Genomic DNA, 16491 nt, shown 5'->3' on the forward strand with positions numbered 1-16491 from the left:
GCGGCGGGCCCGGACGTTTTCATTGGTGTTGCATATCGGGTTCCGGGTAGTCGCCCGCCTTGCGTTCGAGCGCGGTGGTGAAGACACCCAGCGCGATCATGCCGACGCCGAGGCCGAGATGCAGCCAGTTGTCGGCGACGTTGAACGGCAGGAAGTTCCCCGGGCTGCTCTGCGGGATCGCCAGGCCGATGATCCACAGAAGCAGATAGCTCCCGCCGCCGATCATCAGGAAGATCCGGGAAGCGGCGCGTTTCCGGGCGGCCAGTACGCCGACCACGCCGAACAGCAGATGAACCAGGTTGTGCAGGATCGACACGGCGAAGACGCCGAACAACCGGGCTTCGGAATGGTGTCCGGCGAATTCGAGCCCCTCGTAGCCAGTGGTGATGCCCGGGATGAAGCCGAGTACGCCGACCACGAGGAAGACCGCGCCGACGACCAGCGCGGCCAGTTGCGGCGGGCGCCGCGCGGTCGCGGTCATGATGCCCGACCACCCGGTCCCCGGGTCTCGTCCTGCTCGACGCTCTTGCGTTGTTCCGACGGCGAGTTCGGGTCGTCGCGGTGGTCAGCGCCTTCGGCCGGGTCCGAGGGGCGGGAGTCGCGCGCCGTGTCTTCTCGTTCCATATCCGCCGGGTACCCCTGGTGTGCGGGGATAATCCTCGGCTTCCGGCGCGCGGCCGGCCACCGGTTCGGCCAGACTGGGATCCGGGTTGCGAGCGGGGAGCGGGAGGAACGGGTGCCGGATCTGCTGGCGGCGGGAGGCTGGGGTCTGCTGGCCGGGTCGGCGTTGCTGCTCGGTGCCGTGGCCGGTTTCCTGATCCGGATTCCGGGCAGGGTGGTGGCAGGCGTAATGGCCTTCGGGAGCGGCGTGCTGATCTCCGCCGTCTCCTTCGAGTTGATCGCCGAGGCGCACGAAAGGGGCGGCTTCCTGCCGACCGCGCTCGGCGCGCTCGGCGGTGCGCTGGTCTACACCGTCGCGAACGTCGGGCTCGCCCGGCGAGGCGCCCGGCATCGCAAACGCTCGGGTGACCAGCAACCGTCCGAGGCCGAGCAGGCGGGCTCCGGAACCGCCATCGCGCTCGGCGCCCTGCTGGACGGAATCCCCGAATCGATGGTGATCGGCACCAGCCTGCTCGGCGGCGGAAGTGTCAGCGTCGTGACCGTGGCCGCGGTGTTCATCAGCAACGTCCCGGAAGGGCTGTCCAGCGCCGCGGGGATGAAGCGGGCCGGCCGGAGCCCGCGCTATGTCTTCGCACTCTGGAGTGGCATCGCCGTGCTCAGCGGTATGGCCGCGTTGCTGGGCTACGGCGTCCTCGGCGAAGCCTCCGGTGCCACCCTCGCGGTGATCACCGCGATCGCGGGAGGTGCCATCCTCGCGATGATCGCCGACACGATGATCCCCGAAGCCTTCGAGGACGCGCAGTTGTGGACCGGGCTGATCACGGTCGCGGGCTTTCTGACCGCTTTCGGCCTTTCCCACCTCGGGTGATCGGCGATCAGACCTCGCCGGAAGCCAGCAAGCTCAGCAGTTCGGCGTGCCCGGCCTGGGTGATCAGGCTGGCGGCGTCGAAGTAGATGCGCTCGTTGGTGATCCGGTCCTCGTCGAAGAAGAACACCGCGATGATCGGCACCCGGAACGCCTTGCCGGTGGGCGGGCGGCCGTAGAACTCGCCGAGGTTGGTGCCGAGCAGGTCGAATTCGACGATGACCGACTCGTCGGCGAAGTGGTACCGGACGTTGTCGTGCCGCTGGTCCGGGAACGCCGTCCGGGTCATGCGGTAGTACGCCATGACCTCTTCGTCACCGTCGAAGATCTGCCCGGTGGCCATGATCTCGTAGTGCGGATGGCCGTTGAAGGTGCCCAGGGTGCGGTCGAACTCGTGGGCCACCTCGGTGTCCATGTGCTCTTCGATGATCTTGAGGCGGCGCTCGCGCAGGTCTTCGCTGATCACTGGTCCTCCGGGTCGGTCCTGGTCGCGATCCGGAGCCTACCGCCCGCGGCCTCGTCGTCGGTGCCGTAGAGCAGGCTGCCGCACGAGCGGGACAGGCACGTCATGGCCTCGATCTTGTGGCCGGGGAAGTCGCCGATCTTCACCGGGACAGGGGAGAGGGCGATCGAGCCGTCGGAACGGAGGACACCGGCCTCGTACACGGCCGAGTCGAAGGGGCCTTCGTCGCCGGGATCCGAGGCTGCCGAGATCAGGACTCGGTCGTCCGCGGTGATCTCCACGTCCGAGGTGTGCCGGACGTGGGTGGCCGGGTACGTGACGCGGAACGGGATCGACTTCGGCTTCTTGAAGGACAGCTTCGAGACCGAGAACTCCGCCGAGTAGAGCGTGGCCGGGCGGGCGTCCTGGCCGCGGTCCGCCCAGACCGCGAACAATCGGTCATTCACCTTTTTCAGCGCGAAACCCTCGTAATTGTCCTCCGGGTCGCCCTTCGGTACCTGGAAAGTGCCGAGGACTTTCAGGCGCCTGTCCTTCAATGTGAAGTGGAAGCCTTTGCCGTCGCTGGCCAGTGCGATGAATTCGCCGTTCTTCCCCGGTACGGGTTCGGCCGCTTCGAGATCGACCGGGAGTTCGCCTGGCCAGTCGATGGTGTCCACCTTGGACACGTTGCCGTGGTCGAGACGAACCCGGACGGCGCGATTCTCGCCGGGTTTCTTGTTGTCCCGTAGGACAAGCGCGTCGATCCGGTCGTCGTCCCGGTCGAGGACGGCGATACCGCTGGCGCCGGACGTCATGCCGGTGCCGATGGATTCCCAGCCGTCGTCCGCCAGTGCGGCGGATGGCAGGAACAGGGGAACGGTCAAGGCCGGGAGAATCGCGAGGGAGGCGAATTTCATGCCGACAAACTAGTCCAGGAAGCGGGCGGGAGAAAGGCCGGAATCGGTGCACTCCATTCCGGCGCGAATCCGCGCCGGAATGGAGTACCGGTTCAGCCGCAGGACAGGGTGCCGGCGCGCAGCGCGTGGCCGCCCTCGTTGCCGTCGTCGGCCCAGACGACCTGCTTGCTCCCGGCCGCGCACGTCGCCGAAATCGCGAACCCTTCGTTGTTGTAGTCCGGCATCCCGGCAGGCCGGTCGTAGGTGGCCGTGACGGCGAACTTGCCCTGCGCGTCGACGGCCAGCGTCGTCGAGTCACCGCCACAGGTGTCGTCGCAGACCGCCCACAGCTTGCCGGTCGAAGCCTCGTACTCGAGTTCCATGATCGAGCCGAGCCCGCTCGCGAAACTCGCGACCCGGGTGTACTTCCCGCCCGTCTGGTCGAGCGCGTAGGCGTAGATCATCCCGTTGCTTTCGAGGCCGACGAGGTAGAGCCCGGTGCCGTGGCCGGGATAGCTGCTCGGGTTGTAGGGCGCCTTCGTGCGCTGATCCACGAATCCCTTGGCGGTGAGGGCGCTGTCCGGGATCCACGAAACGGCTTCGAGGCCGTCGTTGGCCGAAACCTTCGGCAGGTCCGCCGTCAGGTTCCATTCGGCCTTGGCGCTGAGCGTCTTGGCCGAACCGGACACGTCGTACCGCAGCACCTTGAGGGCGCTCGTCTTGCTGTTGTCACCGTCGCGTTCGGTGGCCGCGACCACGCCGTCCGGGGTGGCGACGACGGCTTCGGCGTCGGGGTCGCCCTTGCCGTCGCGGTAGCGCAGCGCCTTGCCCGACGACCAGCCGTTGGCGGTGTCCGGCCGCCACTTGGCGCCGTCGCGCACGAGGCGGTACAGCGTGCCGGGGCCGTTCTTGACCGCCCACAGGACGTCGGGACCGCCGAAGGACAGGCCGCTCATGTTGCCGCCGAGGACATTCGATCCGTCGGCGTTCGTGACGGCCGAAGCGCCTGGCCAGGGGCTGTTCGCCACCGTGCTCGCGGCGGCGGGCGTGGCGGGCAGGACCAGCAGGGCGGCGGCGAGGGTGGCCGCGGCGGCGGGCCGGATCCGGCGGGGTGATCGGGGCATTCGCGCTCCTTCGGGGCGGACGAAGTGGGTCGCGGCGTGTCGTCACAAGTTAAGTAAGTTTCCTTACGAATACAAGATATCGCCAGGTTCTCACGAAATGAAGCAACGCCGGATTTACAAATGATGTCCACTTGTCAAACTGGGTGTACATCAACTACAGTTTTGTAAACCCAGCCAACGGAGGAGGGTGCGATGAGCGAGATGACGGGCACGATCCCGGCGGGCTCGACCGAACGGTGGACCGACCGCAAGCGGTACCTGTGGCTGATCGGCCTGGTGGTCCCCTCGCTCGCCTTCCTGGCCATCGGGCTGCACGCGGCCACCGGCTGGGGTGTGTGGTTCTGGATCGGGCCGATCGTGATCCTGGTGATCGTGCCGCTGATCGACCTGCTCGCCGGGCTGGACCGCAGCAATCCGCCCGACGACGTGATCGAACGGCTGGAGAAGGATCGCTACTACCGGTGGATCACCTTCGCCTTCCTGCCCATCCAGTACGCGGGGTTCGTGGTCGCGTTCTGGCTGATCGCCCGCGGCGACCTTTCGGTGGCGGACAAGATCGGGCTGGCGATCTCGATCGGCTGCATCGGCGGTATCGGCATCAACACCGCGCACGAACTGGGGCACAAGAAGGAGAGCCACGAACGCTGGCTGTCGAAGATCGCGCTGGCGCAGAGCTTCTACGGCCACTTCTACATCGAGCACAACCGCGGCCACCACGTCCGGGTGGCGACCCCGGAGGATCCGGCCAGCAGCCGGGTGGGGGAGAGCTTCTACCGGTTCTGGCCGCGCACGGTGTTCGGCTCGCTGAAATCCGCGTGGGGTCTGGAGCGCAAGCGGTACGCCCGGCGCGACCGGCACCCGTTCCGCATCGGCAACGACGTGCTCAACGCCTGGCTGATGTCGGCGGTGCTGTGGGCGGCGATGACCGTGTGGCTGGGGCCGGGGATCCTGCCGTATCTGGTGATCCAGGCCGTGATCGGCTTCTCGCTGTTGGAGGTCGTGAACTACATGGAGCACTACGGCATGCGGAGGCAGAAGGTCGGCCCGCCGAACCGGCGCCGCTACGAACGGGTGGACCCCAGCCACAGCTGGAACTCCAACAACATCGCCACCAACGTGCTGCTCTACCACCTGCAGCGGCACAGCGATCACCACGCCAACCCGACCCGCCGCTACCAGACGCTGCGTGACTTCGCCGAATCACCGGTGCTGCCGACGGGCTACGCCGGGATGATCGTGCTGGCGCTGTTCCCGCCGGTGTGGCGGCGCGTGATGGACCCGCGCGTCCTCGCGCATTTCGACGGCGACATGTCCCGCGCCAACATCCAGCCCTCGAAACGGGCCAAGATCCTGGCGCGCTATGGAACACGCGTCACCGCGCCCTCCCGGGTCGTCACCGACACGCACGGCGACGCGACCGAAGGCGGGATGTGCCCGGGCTGCGGCTACGTCTACGACGAGAAACTCGGCGACCCGCGTGAGGGTTTCCCCGCCGGAACGCCGTGGTCGGCGATCCCGGACACGTGGTGCTGCCCGGACTGCGGCGTGCGGGAGAAGGTCGATTTCGTGGCACCGGGAAGGGTCGGAGCATGATGAGGATCGAGGCGGACCGCGCGAAATGCGACGGGCTGGGCATGTGCGAGGCGATGGCGCCCGACTTCTTCGAGGTCGGCGACGACGGGACGGTCGTCGTGCTCGACGAGCGGCCCGGTGAGGAACACCGCCAGGACCTGTCGGCCGCCGTCGACTCCTGCCCGGTCCTCGCCCTGAAGCTGCGGGACTGACCGTGGCACTGGTCGTCGTGGGAGCGTCGCTGGCCGGACTGCGCGCGGTCGAGGCCGCGCGCCGGGACGGGTACCGGGGGCGGATCGTGCTGATCGGCGCGGAGGACCACCCGCCCTACGACCGGCTCCCGCTGTCGAAATCCTTCCTGGCCACGGAAGGCCCAGGGCGGGTCGACCCCTTCCACACCGAAGCCGCGCTGCGCGACGAGTTCGGCGTCGAACTGTTGCTCGGCGCGCCGGCGGACGGGCTCGACACCGCCACTCGTGAGGTGTCGGTCGGCGGGACGACGGTTCCCTACGACGCACTGGTGATCGCGACCGGCGCCACCGCGCGGCGACTCCCCGGAAGCGACGGGATCACGGGGGTCCACGCGCTGCGGACCGCCGAGGACGCGCTCGCCGTCCGTGCCGCGCTCGACGACGGCGCGCGCACGGTCGTGATCGGGGCGGGTTTCATCGGCTCGGAGGTCGCCGCCGCGGCTCGGAAACGCGGGCTGCCGGCGACGATCGTGGAGGCGCTCGACGTCCCGCTGACCAGGTCCGTCGGGGCCGAGGCGGGCGCGGTGTGCGCTTCGCTGCATCGCGAGGCGGGCACCGAACTGAGGTTGTCCACGACGGTCACCGGCCTGGAAGCCGGCGGCGGCGCGGTGACCGGTGTCCGGCTTTCGACCGGCGAGGTGCTACCCGCGGATCTGGTGGTCGCCGGCATCGGTGTCGTCCCGGCCACCGGCTGGCTGGCGGGGAGCGGGGTCCCGCTGCACGAGCGCGACGGTGGCGTGGTGTGCGACGCGACGCTTTGGACCGGGGTCCCCGGCGTGTACGCCGCCGGGGACGTCGCGCACGCCTCGAACCCGTTGTTCGACGGCGAGCTGATGCGGCTGGAGCACTGGACGAACGCCGCGGAGCAGGGTGCCGCGGCCGCTCGTCACGCGCTCGCCCCGGAGTCGGCCCGCGAGCTGGCGCCGGTGCCGTACTTCTGGTCGGACTGGTACGACCGCCGGATCCAATTCGTCGGTATCCCGCGGGCGGACGAGGTGGTGGCCGCCGTCCCGGAGGCCGGCGGTTTCACCGCGCTGTACCGGCGCGGGGACCGGGTCGTCGGGGCGCTGACGATCGACCGGCCGCGCGAGATCATGAAGTACCGCCGCCAGATCGCGGGGCGGGCGCCGTGGCCGGAGGCGCTGGCGTTCGCGGCGGGAACGGCGGCTTAGAAGTGCCACTCGGAAAGAGTTCGACGACGAGGGTGAGGGCAGGCGCGCGTCTCTTTTCGGCCGAAGGCCTCGGATTTGTGGAGGTGGGCCGCCGGCCTGGCCGGGTGAGTGATCAGCGGATGCCGCGGCCCGGCTGCGGAAATCCGAAAACGCGCCTGGAGAGGCACAGCTTAGAATGACGATCATGAGCGAGGCACCGGTCACGGGAGGTCCGTACCGTCAACCGATCGTCTCGGCGGCGATCGAGTTGACCGTGCGTTCCGGCTGGTCCTCGGTGACGATGAGCAAACTCGCGGAGATCGTCGGCGTCAGCCGTCAGACCGTGTACAACGAACTCGGTTCGAAGAGCCGGCTGGCCGAAGCGATGATCTCGCACGAACTCGCCCGGTTCCTCTCCGTGGTCCGGGAAGCCTTCGAACGGCACCCCGAAGACCTCGTCGAGGCTATCCACGACGCCGTCCGCGGCGTCCTCGAACTCGCCGACGACAACCTCCTGCTGCGCGCCATCGTCTCGGCGACGCACGGCGCCGACACCGAATTGCTGCCGCTGCTGACGTCGCGGGCAGGGAGCCTGCTGAGCGAAGCGACGGTCATGCTGCGCGGTCGTGTCCGCGCCTACGGCCCGCCGCTGGACGCTTCACAGCTGGATGTGGCGATCGACGTCGTGGTGCGGACCGTGCTGAGCCACATCATGCAACCGTCGGACACCCCGGCGCGCACGGCCGATGCGCTGGCATGGATGGCTTCGCGTGTGCTGGGCGCGACGACGGCTCGGTCGCTGCGGCATCCTTCGCAGGATTAGGGCGCTGCCACTCGCGGAAAACTGTCGGACCCGTGTGCGAAGCTCCACCGATGATCGTCGTGTTCGATGCCGAGCTCTGGGTCTGGGACGCCCGCCGCGGGGAGACCTGGACCTTCGTCAGCCTGCCCCAGGACGTCTCCGAGGAGATCCGCGAGATCACCGACGGACCGCGCCGGGGGTTCGGCGCGGTCCGGGTCCAGGCCGGTATCGGTGGCAGTGAATGGAAGACGTCGATCTTCCCGGACGCCAAACGAGGCGCGTACGTGCTGCCGGTGAAGAAAGCCGTTCGTAAAGCCGAGGGGATCGAGGAGGGTGATGTGGCGAAGGTGACCGTCGAGCTGATCGACCTCTGACCGTCAGAGCAGGCGTTCGCCGAGCGGTGTCGTGAGATAGAGAACGCTGCGGCCGGACCGTTGCCGTGCGACCAGGCCGCTGTCCCGCAGGACCTTGAGGTGCTGGGAAACGGCGCTCGGTGTCACGCCGAGAGCCCGGGCCAGATCGGTCGTGGTCGCGGGGGACGACAGCGCGGAGAGAAGGTCGGCCCGCGTCCGGCCCAACAGCCGGACCGTGGCGGAACCGGGCGGCCGGGTCCCGGCGGCCCAAAGGGCGCCGGTTCCCCGCGCCGGATAGCGGATCGTGGTCTGGGTCGAGGTGTTCTCCTTGACCAGGACATACGGCGACCCGAGGACGACCGGAATCAGCACGAGACCGCCCGGCCCGCGCGCGACGACACGATGCTGATCGCGCCACCGCTCGCCGGCCAGGATCACCCGGTCGTCGTGCCAGCGCAGATCCGGATGCAGGTCCGCGAACAACCGCTCGGCACCGCCCGCGGTCAGCGCACGGGCGTGGTAACCGACGTCGGCGTCGAGTACCGCTCGGATCCGCGGCCAATGCGGCGCGACAAGACGGTCATGGGCGGCGCGTAGTTCCTCGGCGACCTCCGGCAGGACGGACGCGGGGTCGTCGGCGAGGGCCGCGACGGCACCCGGAAGGTTCGCGCCGAAGACCCGGCCGAGGCTCGCCCTCACCCGGTCTACCGGGGTTCGCCGCAGCGCGTCGAGGTCGTTGTCGAGGGAATCCCCCGAGTCTCGCGGGGCGGGGACGAGGAACTCCGGCCAGCCGAGCCTGCCGGTCACGAGCAACGGCCACGTCCGCGAAAGGTCGAGTGGCTCGCGATCGAGTTCTTCGCGCGCCCACCGAAGCCAGGGCAGGTTGACCGCGTTCCGGTCGATCCCGGCGAGCTGCTGCACGCCGGCCACGGTCTCGGACAGCGGCGAGATCGCGAACCGGGTCGCGGCCAGTTCGGCGACACCGACTTCGATGGTCATCGGCATCGCCCGAGTATGTAGGCGGGAGCTAAATGGTGTATCTGGAACACCGGACCCGGCCACGATCCGATCATGCGCAACCTGCCCCGCGCCTACCGACGACTGTGGTGGGCCACCGGAATCGACAGCCTCGGGAACGGCGTCTTCACGGCGGCACTGCCGTTGCTGGCGGTGACGGTGAGCCGCGACGCGCGGGATGTCGCCCTGGTCTCCGCCGCGACGTACCTGCCGTGGCTTCTGCTGTCCCTCACCGCCGGTTCCGTCGTCGACAGGGTCGACCGGACCACCCTCATGTGGCGAACGCAGACGCTCCAAGCCCTGATCGTCGGCGTGCTCACCGCGCTCGTCGCGGCCGAGGCCGTCACCGTGCCGGTGCTCGTCGTACTCGCGTTCGCGCTGGGATCATGCGATGTCTTCTACGACAACGCGGCGCAGACGACACTCCCGGACTTCGTCCCGGAAAGCCTGCTGCACCAAGCGAATGGCAGCCAGCAGGTGGCGCTGGTCGTCGGCAGGCAGTTCGTGGGCCCGCCCCTGGGGAGCCTGCTCTTCGCGCTCGCTTGGACGCTCCCGTTCGCCATCGACGCCGCGTCCTTCGTCCTCGCCGCCTTACTTCTGGCCGGGCTGCCCAAGCGACGACCTGCGCCCTCGGAACGAGTGAAGGTTCTCGACGGACTTCGCTGGCTGAGCAAACACCGCTTGCTCCGCACTCTTGCTCTGCTGCTGGGCGTCAACACGTTCTGCGGTCAGTTCGGGAACGCGACTCTCGTCCTGTTCGTGACCGACGTGCTGCATCTCGGCGCGGGAGTGTTCGGTCTGCTGCTCGCCGGTGCGGCGTTCGGCGGCATCGTGGGCGGACTTGTGATCGCGCGCCTGGCCGCCCGGCTCGGCGACCTCCGGGCGCTCCTCGTCTCGCTCGCCGTGAACGCCGCCATCTTCGTCGGAATGGGGTTCAGCCCGAACGTCTTCGTGCTCGGCGGGCTCCTGGCGGTGAGCGGTTTCGTGACGACGATCTGGAACGTCGTCACGGTCAGCGTCCGGCAGCGAGACGTCCCCGCGTCGCTGCTCGGCCGCGTCAACAGCGTCTACCGGCTGCTCGGCTGGGGACTGATGCCGCTCGGCGCGTTGACCGGGGGACTGCTCGCGCACAGGTTCGGGCTTCGCGTCCCGTATCCGGTCGCGGGTGTCGTGCGTGGCCTCGCGCTCTTGGCCGCGCTTCCCGTGCTGATTCCGGCGATGCGAGACCGGCCTACTCCTCGGTGAGTTCGGCCAGTTGCTCCGCGGCGTCCCGGTTGCCACGTTCCGCCAGCCGACGCAGTTCGTCCAGCGCGCCGAGTTCGGTCGCCGTTTCGATCAGCTGGTCCGCCGCGTCGCTGCTGCCGGCGTCGGCCAGTCGCCGCAGTTCGTCCAGGTCGCCACGTTCCCCGGCGTCCTGGATCCGCTCGTCGATGGCGTCCTGCTCCTCGCCCATGTCACCAGGTTACGGGCAGCTCGCGGCTTTCATTCCCGGCCGGTCTTCGCCAGCTTCGACGGCCACCAGATCTTCCGCCCGACGTCCACCGCCAGAGCCGGTACCAGCAGCGAGCGCACCAGGAGCGTATCGAGAAGGACGCCGAACGCGACGATGAACGCCAGCTGCGCCAGGAAGAGGATCGGCAGGACGGCCAGTGCGGCGAAGGTCGCGGCGAGCACGACTCCCGCGGACGTGATCACGCCGCCGGTGACGCGGAGGCCGCGCAGCGTCCCGTCCCGCGTGCCGATCCTGCCCGCCTCTTCGCGGACCCTGGTCATCAGGAAGATGTTGTAGTCGATCCCCAGTGCGACAAGGAATACGAAGCCGAACAGCGGGACGACCGGATCGGCGCCGGGGAAGTCGAAGACGTGGTTGAACACCAGCGCCGAGACGCCCATCGTCGCGGCGAAGGACAGCACCACGGTGCCGATCAGCAGTAGCGGCGCGAGCAGTGACCGCAGCAGGAGGGCGAGCACGAGGAAGATCACGACCAGGACGATCGGGATGATCAGCAACCGGTCGTGCTCGGAGGTCTCCCTGGTGTCGAGCAGCGTGGCGGTGGGGCCGCCGACCTTGGTGCCGTCGACGGTGTGCACGGCTTCGCGGATCCGCTGAACCGTCGCGACCGCCGCGTCGGAGTCCGGGGGATCCACGAGGACCGCGTCGATCTTCGCGAGCCCGCCCGCTTCGCCAGTTTGGCGGACGTCCGAAACGCCGGGGACACGGGCAAGCGCGGTGACCGCCGGGGCCTGGCCGGCGGGGGTGATGATCACCGTGGGCGAACCGGAGCCGCCGGGGAAGTAGCGCGAGAGGACTTCCTGCCCCGCGACGGAATCGACCGGGGTGAGGAAGACGTCGGACTGCGCGGTGCCGGAGGCCTTGAGCTGGGGGAGGAACGCGCCGCCCGCGAGCAGGACGACCGTGGTGACGATCCAGATCGTGCGCGGTGCGCGGGCGACCCAGCCCGACACGCGACTCCAGAGTCCTCCGTTCTCCTCGCGCGGCGGAGACACCACTGGGCGGAACGGCCAGAAGGCGTTGCGGCCGCACAAGGCCAGGACCGCGGGAAGGAACGTGATGGTCGTGAGGAACGCGGCGCCGATGCCGATGGCGGCGACCGGGCCGAGTCCCTTGTTCGAGTTCAGATCGCTGAACAGCAGGCAGAGCACGCCGAGGATCACGGTCCCGGCCGACGCCGCGATCGGTTCGATGGTCGAGCGCCAGGCCGTGCGGAGCGCGGAGCGCGCGTCGTCGGTCGTCCGGAGTTCCTCGCGATACCGCGAGACCATCAGGAGCGCGTAGTCGGTGGCGGCGCCGAAGACGAGGATGAACAGGATGCCCTGGCTCTGCCCGTTCAGCGCCAGCACGTCGTGATCCGCGAGCAGGTACACCGCGAGACTCGCCGTTCCCAGCGCGAACACCGCCGACAGCAGGACGAGCAGGGGAAGCAACGGGCTTCGGTAGACGACGATCAGGATGACCGCGACCACCGCGCCCGCGACCAGGAGCAGCAGGCCGTCGATCCCGCCGAACGCCTCCTTCAGGTCGGCGACCTGTGCGGCCGGGCCGGTCACGAGCACCTTCAACCCGTCCGGGGTGTCACGGGCGAGCGCTTCCCGCAGCGCCTCGACGCCGTCCCCAGGGTCACCCGTGGCGTCCAGGAGCACGACGACCTGGGCGCCCGCGTCGCTCTGCGGGGCGGGGAAGAGCCGGGCGTTCGACGTCCGGTCGGCGAGGAACCGCTTGTCGCCCTCGGTCAGGCCGGAGGCCCGTTCGGCGACCACGATCGCCGGGATGACGGCGGCGCTGGAGAACTGTTTCTGGAGCTCGCCGACCTCGGTCGCCTCGGCGGACGCCGGCAGGAAGCTGCTGCTGTCGTTCTCGGTGACCTGGCTCAGCTTGCCCGCGTACGGGCCGCTGAATCCGCCGAAGATCAGCCACGCGACCGCGATCAGGGCGGGGAGCAGCCACCGCAGACGTGACCGCGTGCGGGCGGGGCGTTCGACTTCCGAGATCATGGACGGATGGCTCCCGTGGCAGTGCTACTTCGACGAGTGAATAGTTCGACCATCGAAATAGTAGAGTGGTGGCCCGGACGGGGCAGCGTGAGGGGAGGTTTCGGACATGCCTGAGGACACGGAGCCCGTCACGGACGACTTGCTCGTTCTCCTCCTGCGGCAGCTGACGGTCGAGTCGGACCGGTTCGCGGAGATGTTCGGCGAGGCGCACGGCCTGCACCGGACCGACCTCAACGCGCTCGCGGTGATCATGGACGCCGCCCGCATGGGGGACCCGATGAGCCCGAGCAGGCTCGCGAGCGCTCTGCACCTGAGCGCGTCGGCGACGACGGCGGTGCTGGACCGGTTGGAGCGGGCGGGGCACCTCTTCCGGGACCGGAGCGCGACCGACCGCCGCAAGGTCGAACTGCGGATGCACGAGAAGGCGCGGGAGATCGGCTCCGAGTTCTTCCAGCCGCTCGGACGGCGCTACGCCGAAGCGTGGCGAGACATGGGCGAGGACGAGCGGCGGACGGTCGCCCGGTTCCTCCGGAGCAGTATCGCCGCGACCGTCGAAGTGCGCGGTCGCCTGGCACCGTGAACACTCGGGGACATGCGATGTGTGGTGCTGGGAGCGACGGGTTATGTCGGCGGACGGCTGGTACCCCAATTGCTGGACGCGGGTCACGAGGTGCGCGTGGTGGCGCGCTCGCCGGAGAAGGTCGCCGAGGAGCCGTGGCGTGACCGTGTCGAGGTCGAACGCGGCGACGTCACCGATCCGGCCTCCATCGAGACGGCACTGAGCGACTGCGAGGTCGTCTACTACCTCGTACATTCGTTGGCCCGCAAGGACTTCGTCGACGTCGACCGCGAAGGGGCGCGCACGGTCGCCGAGGCGGCCAAGGCGGCGGGCGCGCGGCGGCTGGTGTACCTGGGCGGCATCGTGCCGGACGACGAGGAGTTGTCGCCGCACCTGGCGTCGCGTGCCGAAGTGGGCCGGGTCCTGCTGGATTCCGGAGTGCCCGCCGTCGTCCTGCAGGCCGCGGTGATCATCGGTTCGGGTTCGGCGAGCTTCGAGATGCTGCGTTACCTCACCGAGCGGCTCCCGGCGATGGTGACCCCGCGCTGGGTGCGCAACCGTATCCAGCCGATCGCGATCCGGGACGTGCTGCACTATCTCGTGCACGCGGCCGATCTCCCGGCCGAGGTGAACGGCGCCTTCGACATCGGCGGGCCGGACGTGCTGACCTATTTGGACATGATGCGCCGGTACGCCGTCGTCGCCGGTCTGCCGAGGCGAGCCGTCGTACCGGTCCCGGTGCTCACACCGTGGCTGTCCGCGCAATGGGTCAACCTGGTCACTCCCGTGCCGAAGTCGATCGCCGTACCGTTGATCGAATCGCTGGTGCACGAGGTGGTCTGTCATGACCACTCGATCGCCGAGCACATCCCCGACCCCGAGGACGGGCTGACGCACTACGAGCACGCCGTCGAATTGGCGCTGACCCGGATCCGCAACGCCGACGTGCCGACCCGCTGGTCGGACGCGTCGAGCGCCGCGGCGCCTTCGGACCCGCTGCCGAGTGATCCGGAGTGGGCGGGCGGGACGGTGTACGAGGACGATCGGGCACAGCGGACGGACGCCTCGCCGGAGGCGTTGTGGGACGTCATCGAGTCCATCGGCGGAGAGCACGGGTGGTACTCGTTCCCACTGGCCTGGTCGGTCCGCGGCTGGGCCGACCGGCTCGTCGGCGGCGTCGGGTTGCGACGCGGACGGCGGGATCCGCGGCGGCTGCACCTCGGCGAGGCGCTGGACTGGTGGCGCGTCGAATACCTCGACCGGCCGCGCCTGCTGCGGTTGCGGGCGGAGATGAAGCTGCCGGGGCGCGCCTGGCTCGAACTCGGCGTCGAGTCCGATGAGGACGGTCGGACCGTGTACCGGCAGCGGGCGGTGTTCGAGCCGCACGGACTGGCCGGGCACGCGTACTGGAAGGGGATCGCGCCGTTCCACGGCGTCGTCTTCGGCGGCATGGTCCGCAACATCACCGGTGCGGCGCAAGGAGAAGCCTCGTGAGTGGCAAGGACGGTTAGAACCGTCCTTGCCACTCACGAGACCCACCACCTACAGAGCCGGGTAAGCGTTCCTCATCAGTTCCTGGAACTGGGCGGAGAACCAGTGCCCGGAGAGCGGCGCGTCGGGCAGCGCGCCGGACATGTTGTTCTGGTTCCGCGGGTTGCCGGTGTACGTCGGGTCGCACATCCGGTCGAAACCCTTGCCCTCGGTGTTCGGGATCTCCTTGCTGGCACCGTCGGATTCACCCGGCGGCTTGATCCAGACGTAGGCGTCGATCCCGGGTTCCGGCGCGGTCTTGGGGCGCTCGCCGAGTCCCGCGCCCGCCTGGTTGCACCAGTTCCCAAGGTGGATGCGGCGATCCGTCTTGCTCCCGTTCACGTAGGCGTCGACCGTGGTGGACGGCCCGGGCCCGGTCGGCCGTGCGGCGCCGCCCCAGCCGTTGCGGGAGGTGTCGATGAGCATGCCGACGTCCGCCGGGAAGCCCGCCCGGATCGCCTCCTGCCGGAACGCCTGCGCGTAGGACAGTTCGTCGACGTAGCGGTTCCAGTCCACCCACTTCGACGTCCGCACCGAAGTGCCGCCGACACTGTCGTTCACCGTGAAGTACGGCTCCTTGAGCGCCCCGTAGTTCGCGGTGTTCGCGATGAAGCCGTGCACATTGGCCAGCGTGCTGCCGGAACTCTTCGCGGCCTGCGCGAACAGCGCGGCGGACGGGCCGAGGTTGTCGTCCCAGCCGAGCCAGCCGTGGTGCCCGGCGTCGATGTAGTTGTACACGTTGGGGATCGCGCCGAACTTCGCCAGCGCGTAGCCGACACCGGCGACGTAGTTCCCGTTGGCCTTCATGACGTCGCATTGGGGCGTGGCCGTCGGCCGCGGTGTCACGTTGGTGACGAGGTTCGGCAGGGAGTCGATCTCGATCACGGTCACCACCCGCAACGCCGCGTACTTCGGATCGGCGAGGATCGTGGCGATCGGGTCGATGTACTCGGCCTGGTAGCGCGGGAGTTCGTCCGCCTTGAGCTCGCCGTTCGACGCGAGCGCGGCGCAGTCACGACCGGGCAGGTTGTAGATCACCAGCTGGACGACCAGCGGTTTCCCGGCGGCCTGCTGGAGCGCTCCGTCGAGATGGCCGCGTAGCCCTCGGCTCGTGGCCGTGCCCTCGATGGCGGCGATCCGGTCGAGCCAGACGCCGGTCGGCTGGTTCGCGATCCGGGTGCCGCCCGGTTCGGCCGCGGCCTTCGCCGACCAATCCGGGTTCACGTACACCCCGGCGCCGGCGTAGGGGTTGTCCGCCTTGGGGCCGCCGGGACCGGGGGTCGTCGTGGTCGTGGTCGTGGTCGGGGTGGTGGTGGTCGTGGGGACGGTGGAACCGGTGCAGGTGGTGCCGTTCAGGGTGAAGACGGCGGGTTTGCCGTTGGTGCCGGAGTAGCTGCCGTTGAAGCCGGGGGAGACGGTGGCGCCGGTGCCGAGCGAGCCGTTCCACCCCGCGTCCCGGACCGTCACCCGTGCGCCCTGCTGGGCGAAGTTGCCGTTCCAGCCCTGCTGCACCTGCTGGTTTCCGGGGAAGTCCCAGCTCAGCGTCCAGCCGCCGGTGATCGGGTCGCCGAGGTTGGTGACGGTGACGGTGGCCCCGAAACCGGTGTCCCATTGGTTGGTGATGGTGTAGTCGACCTTGCAGCCCGGCGCCGCTTCGGCGTTCGAGCCCAGCACCACCGGCACCGCCACCATCGCGAGTACCGCGCAGACGGCCGATGGTGCCGAAACACCCTTTCTGCGGAATCTCATACGTCGCCTCCTTGCGACCGGAATCCGATTTGTGGGAGCGCTCCCA

General features: G+C 69.1%; 17 protein-coding genes. 9 read left to right on the forward strand and 8 right to left on the reverse strand.

Annotation, left to right across the window (positions count from 1 at the left end; translation table 11 throughout):
- Nucleotides 1-19: 19 nt before the first annotated feature.
- On the reverse strand, nt 20-481 hold the full coding sequence (locus H4W30_RS08120; RefSeq protein WP_192742198.1) for a DUF4383 domain-containing protein: 462 nt from the start codon (nt 479-481) through the stop codon (nt 20-22).
- A gap of 255 nt (nt 482-736) precedes the next feature.
- Between H4W30_RS08120 and H4W30_RS08125 the strand changes: the two genes are divergently transcribed.
- A complete protein-coding gene (locus H4W30_RS08125) occupies nt 737-1489 on the forward strand; it encodes a ZIP family metal transporter (RefSeq protein WP_192742199.1) in 753 nt (250 codons plus the stop codon).
- Nucleotides 1490-1496: 7 nt separating this feature from the next.
- Here H4W30_RS08125 and H4W30_RS08130 read toward each other — a convergent pair whose 3' ends face one another.
- From H4W30_RS08130 to H4W30_RS08140, 3 genes are all read right to left on the reverse strand, one after another.
- Entirely contained in the window at nt 1497-1952 is a 456-nt protein-coding gene (locus tag H4W30_RS08130) for an ester cyclase (protein ID WP_126735028.1), read from the reverse strand.
- A complete protein-coding gene (locus H4W30_RS08135; protein WP_192742200.1) occupies nt 1949-2845 on the reverse strand; it encodes a hypothetical protein in 897 nt (298 codons plus the stop codon). The genes H4W30_RS08130 and H4W30_RS08135 overlap by 4 nt, the downstream gene beginning before the upstream one ends.
- Before the next feature lie 92 nt (nt 2846-2937).
- Nucleotides 2938-3948, reverse strand: a complete 1011-nt coding sequence (locus H4W30_RS08140) for an SdiA-regulated/phytase-like domain-containing protein (protein ID WP_192742201.1) — start codon at nt 3946-3948, stop codon at nt 2938-2940.
- 192 nt (nt 3949-4140) lie between these two features.
- On the opposite strand from H4W30_RS08140, the gene H4W30_RS08145 reads away from it, so the two are divergent.
- From H4W30_RS08145 to H4W30_RS08165, 5 genes are all read left to right on the forward strand, one after another.
- Nucleotides 4141-5541, forward strand: coding sequence for a fatty acid desaturase (locus H4W30_RS08145; protein ID WP_192742202.1), 1401 nt, complete (start codon nt 4141-4143; stop codon nt 5539-5541).
- Nucleotides 5538-5732 (forward strand): ferredoxin, encoded by a 195-nt coding sequence (locus H4W30_RS08150; protein WP_192742203.1) that lies wholly within the window; start codon nt 5538-5540, stop codon nt 5730-5732. Before H4W30_RS08145 ends, H4W30_RS08150 begins: the two co-directional genes overlap by 4 nt.
- Nucleotides 5733-5734: 2 nt before the next feature.
- Nucleotides 5735-6943 carry an NAD(P)/FAD-dependent oxidoreductase gene (locus tag H4W30_RS08155; RefSeq protein ID WP_192742204.1) on the forward strand — a complete coding sequence of 403 codons (1209 nt, stop codon included), beginning with the start codon at nt 5735-5737 and terminating at the stop codon, nt 6941-6943.
- A 175-nt stretch (nt 6944-7118) separates the two neighbouring features.
- On the forward strand, nt 7119-7745 hold the full coding sequence (locus tag H4W30_RS08160) for a TetR family transcriptional regulator (RefSeq protein ID WP_192742205.1): 627 nt from the start codon (nt 7119-7121) through the stop codon (nt 7743-7745).
- Nucleotides 7746-7795: 50 nt separating this feature from the next.
- Complete coding sequence (locus tag H4W30_RS08165; protein ID WP_192742206.1) at nt 7796-8098, forward strand: DUF1905 domain-containing protein; 303 nt, start codon at nt 7796-7798, stop codon at nt 8096-8098.
- A 3-nt stretch (nt 8099-8101) separates the two neighbouring features.
- Here H4W30_RS08165 and H4W30_RS08170 read toward each other — a convergent pair whose 3' ends face one another.
- Nucleotides 8102-9082, reverse strand: coding sequence for an ArsR/SmtB family transcription factor (locus H4W30_RS08170; protein WP_225948821.1), 981 nt, complete (start codon nt 9080-9082; stop codon nt 8102-8104).
- Nucleotides 9083-9148: 66 nt separating this feature from the next.
- On the opposite strand from H4W30_RS08170, the gene H4W30_RS08175 reads away from it, so the two are divergent.
- A complete protein-coding gene (locus tag H4W30_RS08175; RefSeq protein ID WP_192742207.1) occupies nt 9149-10339 on the forward strand; it encodes an MFS transporter in 1191 nt (396 codons plus the stop codon).
- On the opposite strand, the gene H4W30_RS08180 is transcribed toward H4W30_RS08175, so the two are convergent.
- Both H4W30_RS08180 and H4W30_RS08185 read right to left on the reverse strand, forming a co-directional pair.
- Nucleotides 10326-10547 carry a hypothetical protein gene (locus H4W30_RS08180; RefSeq protein ID WP_192742208.1) on the reverse strand — a complete coding sequence of 74 codons (222 nt, stop codon included), beginning with the start codon at nt 10545-10547 and terminating at the stop codon, nt 10326-10328. The two genes, H4W30_RS08175 and H4W30_RS08180, sit on opposite strands and share 14 nt — an antisense overlap.
- A 29-nt stretch (nt 10548-10576) precedes the next feature.
- A complete protein-coding gene (locus H4W30_RS08185) occupies nt 10577-12607 on the reverse strand; it encodes an MMPL family transporter (protein ID WP_192742209.1) in 2031 nt (676 codons plus the stop codon).
- A gap of 106 nt (nt 12608-12713) precedes the next feature.
- Between H4W30_RS08185 and H4W30_RS08190 the strand changes: the two genes are divergently transcribed.
- On the forward strand, nt 12714-13187 hold the full coding sequence (locus tag H4W30_RS08190) for a MarR family winged helix-turn-helix transcriptional regulator (RefSeq protein ID WP_192742210.1): 474 nt from the start codon (nt 12714-12716) through the stop codon (nt 13185-13187).
- Between the two features lie 12 nt (nt 13188-13199).
- Nucleotides 13200-14660, forward strand: coding sequence for an SDR family oxidoreductase (locus H4W30_RS08195; protein ID WP_192742211.1), 1461 nt, complete (start codon nt 13200-13202; stop codon nt 14658-14660).
- A gap of 48 nt (nt 14661-14708) precedes the next feature.
- Here H4W30_RS08195 and H4W30_RS08200 read toward each other — a convergent pair whose 3' ends face one another.
- Nucleotides 14709-16445, reverse strand: a complete 1737-nt coding sequence (locus H4W30_RS08200) for a glycoside hydrolase family 6 protein (RefSeq protein WP_192742212.1) — start codon at nt 16443-16445, stop codon at nt 14709-14711.
- Nucleotides 16446-16491 lie beyond the last annotated feature (46 nt).

The sequence above is a fragment of the Amycolatopsis roodepoortensis genome (assembly GCF_014873915.1).
GTDB lineage: Bacteria > Actinomycetota > Actinomycetes > Mycobacteriales > Pseudonocardiaceae > Amycolatopsis > Amycolatopsis roodepoortensis.

Coding starts and splice junctions, on each gene's coding strand:
- H4W30_RS08165 (WP_192742206.1), top strand. CDS start 7,796: ATGATCGTCGTGTTCGATGCCGAGCTCTGGGTCTGGGACGCCCGCCGC.
- H4W30_RS08145 (WP_192742202.1), top strand. CDS start 4,141: ATGAGCGAGATGACGGGCACGATCCCGGCGGGCTCGACCGAACGGTGG.
- H4W30_RS08185 (WP_192742209.1), bottom strand. CDS start 12,607: ATGATCTCGGAAGTCGAACGCCCCGCCCGCACGCGGTCACGTCTGCGG.
- H4W30_RS08135 (WP_192742200.1), bottom strand. CDS start 2,845: ATGAAATTCGCCTCCCTCGCGATTCTCCCGGCCTTGACCGTTCCCCTG.
- H4W30_RS08180 (WP_192742208.1), bottom strand. CDS start 10,547: ATGGGCGAGGAGCAGGACGCCATCGACGAGCGGATCCAGGACGCCGGG.
- H4W30_RS08150 (WP_192742203.1), top strand. CDS start 5,538: ATGATGAGGATCGAGGCGGACCGCGCGAAATGCGACGGGCTGGGCATG.
- H4W30_RS08200 (WP_192742212.1), bottom strand. CDS start 16,445: ATGAGATTCCGCAGAAAGGGTGTTTCGGCACCATCGGCCGTCTGCGCG.
- H4W30_RS08120 (WP_192742198.1), bottom strand. CDS start 481: ATGACCGCGACCGCGCGGCGCCCGCCGCAACTGGCCGCGCTGGTCGTC.
- H4W30_RS08170 (WP_225948821.1), bottom strand. CDS start 9,082: ATGCCGATGACCATCGAAGTCGGTGTCGCCGAACTGGCCGCGACCCGG.
- H4W30_RS08195 (WP_192742211.1), top strand. CDS start 13,200: ATGCGATGTGTGGTGCTGGGAGCGACGGGTTATGTCGGCGGACGGCTG.
- H4W30_RS08160 (WP_192742205.1), top strand. CDS start 7,119: ATGACGATCATGAGCGAGGCACCGGTCACGGGAGGTCCGTACCGTCAA.
- H4W30_RS08140 (WP_192742201.1), bottom strand. CDS start 3,948: ATGCCCCGATCACCCCGCCGGATCCGGCCCGCCGCCGCGGCCACCCTC.
- H4W30_RS08175 (WP_192742207.1), top strand. CDS start 9,149: ATGCGCAACCTGCCCCGCGCCTACCGACGACTGTGGTGGGCCACCGGA.
- H4W30_RS08190 (WP_192742210.1), top strand. CDS start 12,714: ATGCCTGAGGACACGGAGCCCGTCACGGACGACTTGCTCGTTCTCCTC.